The following is a 5,095-nucleotide window of genomic DNA, read 5'->3' as shown; positions in this document are numbered from 1 at the left end:
CGCACAACTTGGGCTTGTTTCGCTGAAAGACTTATGGATTAGGTTTCACTATCCTTGGTGAACCGCCCGGTGCGGACCCGCATGCCGGGTGGTTTGGGGAGAGCTGAAGAAAGATCAACTCTTACCCGATTAGCCATTACTCTCTCTCGCTCTACGACCAATTATCCAATGAGGGATAAATATTAAAATATCAATTATTACTACGATTAGAGATTTAATAAATGTCTGCATTGAACTTCTAGCTTCTACTTCAAGAGCTAATTTTCTTGCATCTTCTCTCTTTTTAGTAAGCTCTCCTTCTGGAGGTCTTTTTCCGGCTTCACCACAGCCTTCTTTACTATATTCTCCACATGAGGGTTTGATATTGTTCCAATATCTATCGTTATTGTTTAGACGCTTATAATCATGTGAAGACAAACCAAACTCTGGACTTACTACGCTAACTAAATTGTAAAGCATTATCCCAGATGTAACTGCAAAACATATGAGAGTTACAGAACATATAAGTAATGCGTAAATCTCAAGTATTGTTTTTCTCATTATTCTTCCTCAAGTTTATTCATATGCGAAAGGGCCAACGCCTGGTTTAGGTGCGCCGAAGGCGACACCTGGAACCAATTGGTACCTATTGAGCCTTCTCCCCAGCTTACTGAGTAAGCTAATAGGCGACCAAACCAAAAAAGGAGAAGACCCAATGAGATTCTACACCAACTCTCACCCTTACTACTGTGGTATTGATCTCCATGCCCGAATGCTCTTCGTTTGTATTCTTGATTAGCAAGGCGACACCTTGGTTCACCAGAAAATAGCGGCTGATCCATCAGCTCTTCAGGCCTTAATCGAACCTTATCAGAACAATATTGTAGTGGGTGTTGAATGTATGCATTGCTGGGCAACACAGCAGGCACTCAACGACATTTATCTTGCAAATATCGGGTTTGTCTCCCTGAAAGAGTCATGGATCAGGTTTCAGCATCCTCGGTGAACCGCCCGGTGCGGACCCGCATGCCGGGTGCTGTGGGGAGGGCTGGAGAAAGGCCAGCCCTTACCCGATTTAAGCGAGCATTTTTAGTTGATTGGCAGATATTCTGCATTGTGAGCGTGTTTTGTTTTATGTTTAAAGTAGAAAACTATACTGCTTCCAATGATGGTTATCTCGATAACCATTGCGGCTGATTGTGATAAATAATCCCATACTACAATTGAGACGTCTTGTGCAAAATATTGAGTTAATAACATTCCTACATTCAATCCATTTGCAATAACGTCGATGCAGGCCCAAGAAATATCTGATGCTTCTGGTTTTTGCCCTTTTTTACAACTTTTCCATGTATTTTGAACTAGTTGAACGAAGGGGCCCGCAATTGTTGCGACTGTAGATGTTACTGAGAATGTTGTCACTACAGGATTGCTCCATGCAGGAATAGAGCTGTTTTTGTTATTAACATCATTATCTAAATTAAAGCTATCAGGAGTAGTTCCTCCAACTGGTGTCTTATAAACAATTTGATAGGTATGATCCATTTTCTTTTGTATTTTATCTTGAAGCTTTAATCTGATTTCTTCCTCTGATATGATTTCCTGCTTACAGGAAACGTAATTTCCTTCAAGAAGGCTACATACATACTTCGTTGTTATTTCAATTACTTCAGAGCTAGACTCTTTTTCATCAGCACTTGCTTTTGCTATTAAACAAAGAAGAAATACTGCTGATAATAATTTATCTCTTAACATCCTAACACCTATTACGTAGTTTTGAATATACATGTTAGGACAAGTCAATGTGAATATAAGTCACTTTTATCTGTAACAATAGAGAAAGACTTTCTAACATAATCAATTCTACTGTATAAGCATGATGACTCAGATGCGCTTAACCTCAAAGCTGACGGGTAGCGGAACAGTCCCGTCAAGCGAGTTGTTAGGTGGCATGGCTATTTCTGAAGGTGGTTTACGATGATGGCGAGAGTTGCTAGTGGCACTGTTCGAAATGGACCTACCCACCGCTAAGAAATACCCACTCTGCTGATTATGGCCCATCATGCTGATTTGATTGGTCCTCGACCAAGCGGGATGTTTTGAGTAGTACTCGGCTCCCAAAATTTCTTACGTTACATCATGGGGAAACAATGATGATAAGTACCGCTCAGAGAACTTACCATCATTGCAGATTGCTTAACTCATCTTAAGTTATGCTGCCTGCCAACTAGTCGTGATTACAGGATCGATTTGATTTCGAGTATCCTGTGACAGCTGAGCGTTGCCCGCAGGTGGGGCACTGAAACCAGCCATTGCAGTTACAAGGCTGTCAACCTTGTTTGCAAGAAGCACTGCATCGTTGGTACGAATCTCATCCAACTGCTGACTTGTATCGCGATACCAATCTTCAATGACAATGGCATCGTTGGAACCCACAACATCGATCAACAGATTATCGCCAGAACGAATCAGCCAGATATTCTCTTTGCTGATACCTTCCAGCTCCAGAACATCATGATCCGAAGCATTGGTACTCTGGTTATTCAACATATCCAGACCATCACCTGCGGCAAACTGGTACGTGTCGTTACCCTCACCTCCCATCAGGTAGTCATTACCCTGCTTGCCTGACAGTACATCATTTCCGTCAGAACCGTTCAGGATATTGCGCCCCTGGTTACCGGTCAGAATATTGCTCAGCTCATTGCCTGTTGCATTGATATTATCCGTGCCAGAGAGTGTCAGATTCTCCAGATGATCACCCAGGGTATAGGAGACCGATGACATGACGGTATCTGTACCTTCATTCAGGCGTTCAACCAGTCGATCAGCGGTATTATCAATGACATAAATATCATTACCTTCGTTGCCCACCAGAGTGTCTATGCCACCCATGCCAGAGAGCAGGTTATTACCGGCATTACCCACAATGCGGTTATCCTGGTCATTACCTGTAGCCATCAGATGTTCATTGCCTGTCAGGGTCAAACTCTCAACCTCTGCATCAAGGGCATAGCTGACACTACTGATCACATGGTCAAAACCACCGGCAACCAGTTCATTTACCTTATCGCCGATATTGTCAACGATATAGGTGTCGTCCCCGGTTCTGCCTGTCATATCATCAGCACCAGAACCTCCATCGATATAATTGCCTCCAGCGTCACCGACCAGAGTATCATCCCCGTCGGTTACCAACCCATAAGGTTGGCTATTGGCAAAAATAAAGTGATCTGCAGTCACACTGGCCGCTGTCGTATTAAAGAGGTTAACGAAGTACTCCTGCCCCGCATTATTGATAGTCAGGCGGGCAATCGCCAGTCCATTAATAACACTTTGAGTGACAGTAATATCCTGAAAGCCCCGGACACCCTCAAGCTGGCTCAAGTCAATCTTGTCACCATTGGCGTTCACATCAAAGTCAGCAATAAAGTTGGTCGATGACATTCTCATCACACCATTAGATGAACTCAAGCTGAGATTTTGAGAGCCTGTTTTATCCCTTGAGACAATATAAGTGTCTGAGCCTGAGCCTCCCAGCAACCCTGTTACTACATTGGCTCCCGTTGAAGAAAGGTCAATATTCCCCAAGTCACCATCAAGGTACAAGGTATCGTCACCGCCCTGACCCTGCAGAAGGTCGTCGCCATCACCTCCCTGCAACACATCATTGCCTTCTCCACCCAACAGGTTGTCTTGGCCGGAATCACCCAATAAACGATCATGACCGTCTTCACCAAGCAGCAGATCGTTTCCGCTTCCTCCAAAGAGCAAGTCATCACTGCCTCCTCCTTCCAGTCGGTCATTCCCCTGACCACCTTGTAGCCAATCCGTTCCCGGGGTGTTGGTGATATACTCACCATCAATGAAATCATTACCATCACCACCATCCAGAACATCATTGCCTGTCACAGCACCAATGGCATCGTTCCCCCCTTGTGCAAAATACGTCATATTGCCCAAACTATCGGGCAGCAGACCATTCTGAACATTATCATCACCTGTCCAGATCGTTGAATTTGCCAACATATCCAGATAGGCATCCAACAAGGATTCATCCGATATAAAGGTAAAGTCCTGCTCAGTAATATGGGCGACTTGCTGGTTCTTCATTTTCAGGACCACCATTGTGGAAGTCTGTGATGGTATCGACAGCGCCTTCTTCCGGCTTGATGATGAAGAAGTCCTTACCGGTTCCTCCCGTCAAGGTATCATTACCCAAGCCACCAAACAGAATGTCATAACCGTCGCCACCTGACAGGGTGTCATTACCGCGATAGCCCTTGAGCCAGTTCGAACCCGCATTACCAATAAGGGTGTCGTCTCCATCCCCCGTAGTCGCATGTTCAATAACCGAGCCATTTTGAATCGTCAGGTTACGTCCTGCTATCTGGCTGACTGCACCCTGATTCAGGTTAATCAGGGTATCGCTACTGACAGCCGCTGCGTTGATGGTATCCACCCCGTCATTAGTATCATTCAGGGTCGCTCGGCTACCCGAACCCAGTTCTCCATACTCATTGGTGTAGTAATAAGTATCATCCGCTGTAACCACATCACCAAAAGCTCTAAGACGAGCGTCTTTTAATACGCCGGTAGCTCCACCTGCGCTGTCTATGATTTCCAGAGTCCAGGTGCCACCACTGTTCTCGCCCCAGTTATGAGTGGTATCGAACATATAATCCATACTGATTGAGCGCAGATCCCCCAGGTCGCTGGCAGCACTGCCAGGAGCCTTGCCGGGTCTATCCATCAGTATGCTTTCGGTGCCATTGGGTGAAATCAGCTTGATGGTCAGATCGCCTATACGATCATGTTCAAAGTTCAGGGCAATAGCCGTATGCTCAACAAGAACACCCGGATTTAATGTAAAGGTTTTTCGAAGTACGCCATTATCAGGAATGGTTTCATTGATGCCCTGCAGACTGCCCTCTGTATAAACTTCATGCCGGGCACCTTCAATAGTCTTCGCATCCATCACACTGGTCTTGTCCCAGGTTTCTGCCAGTCGAACAGCTGCCAGCGCATCCACATTACCAAAGCCATAGTCATGGCTGGCATCCCGCTGTGTCAGGATAGATGTCGCCTCTTTTGATTCATGACTCTCAATAATTGA

At 45.2% G+C, this 5,095-nt stretch carries 4 protein-coding genes and 1 pseudogene; 1 reads left to right on the top strand and 4 read right to left on the bottom strand.

What is annotated here, in order from left to right:
* Positions 1–129 precede the first annotated feature (129 nt).
* Entirely contained in the window at positions 130–540 is a 411-nt protein-coding gene (locus tag KDK17_RS14445; protein ID WP_257255203.1) for a hypothetical protein, read from the bottom strand.
* 154 nt (positions 541–694) lie between these two features.
* On the opposite strand from KDK17_RS14445, the pseudogene KDK17_RS14440 reads away from it, so the two are divergent.
* Positions 695–892 (top strand): annotated as a pseudogene (locus KDK17_RS14440) (IS110 family transposase); the annotation flags it as partial.
* Between the two features lie 176 nt (positions 893–1,068).
* Here KDK17_RS14440 and KDK17_RS14435 read toward each other — a convergent pair.
* The 3 genes from KDK17_RS14435 to KDK17_RS14425 all read right to left on the bottom strand — a co-directional run.
* On the bottom strand, positions 1,069–1,734 hold the full coding sequence (locus tag KDK17_RS14435) for a hypothetical protein (RefSeq protein ID WP_257282042.1): 666 nt from the start codon (positions 1,732–1,734) through the stop codon (positions 1,069–1,071).
* Between the two features lie 456 nt (positions 1,735–2,190).
* On the bottom strand, positions 2,191–4,092 hold the full coding sequence (locus KDK17_RS14430) for a calcium-binding protein (RefSeq protein WP_257288360.1): 1,902 nt from the start codon (positions 4,090–4,092) through the stop codon (positions 2,191–2,193).
* Positions 4,061–5,095: proprotein convertase P-domain-containing protein (locus KDK17_RS14425; protein ID WP_257288359.1), on the bottom strand; the 1,035-nt coding region annotated here is incomplete at its 5' end. The genes KDK17_RS14430 and KDK17_RS14425, both read right to left, overlap by 32 nt.

Origin of the sequence: Endozoicomonas sp. SESOKO2, assembly GCF_024606245.1 — a bacterium.
Taxonomy (GTDB): Bacteria; Pseudomonadota; Gammaproteobacteria; order Pseudomonadales; family Endozoicomonadaceae; genus Endozoicomonas_A.
The sequence above is the reverse complement of the archived record's forward strand: the minus strand, read 5'-3'. Positions and strand labels throughout refer to the sequence as shown.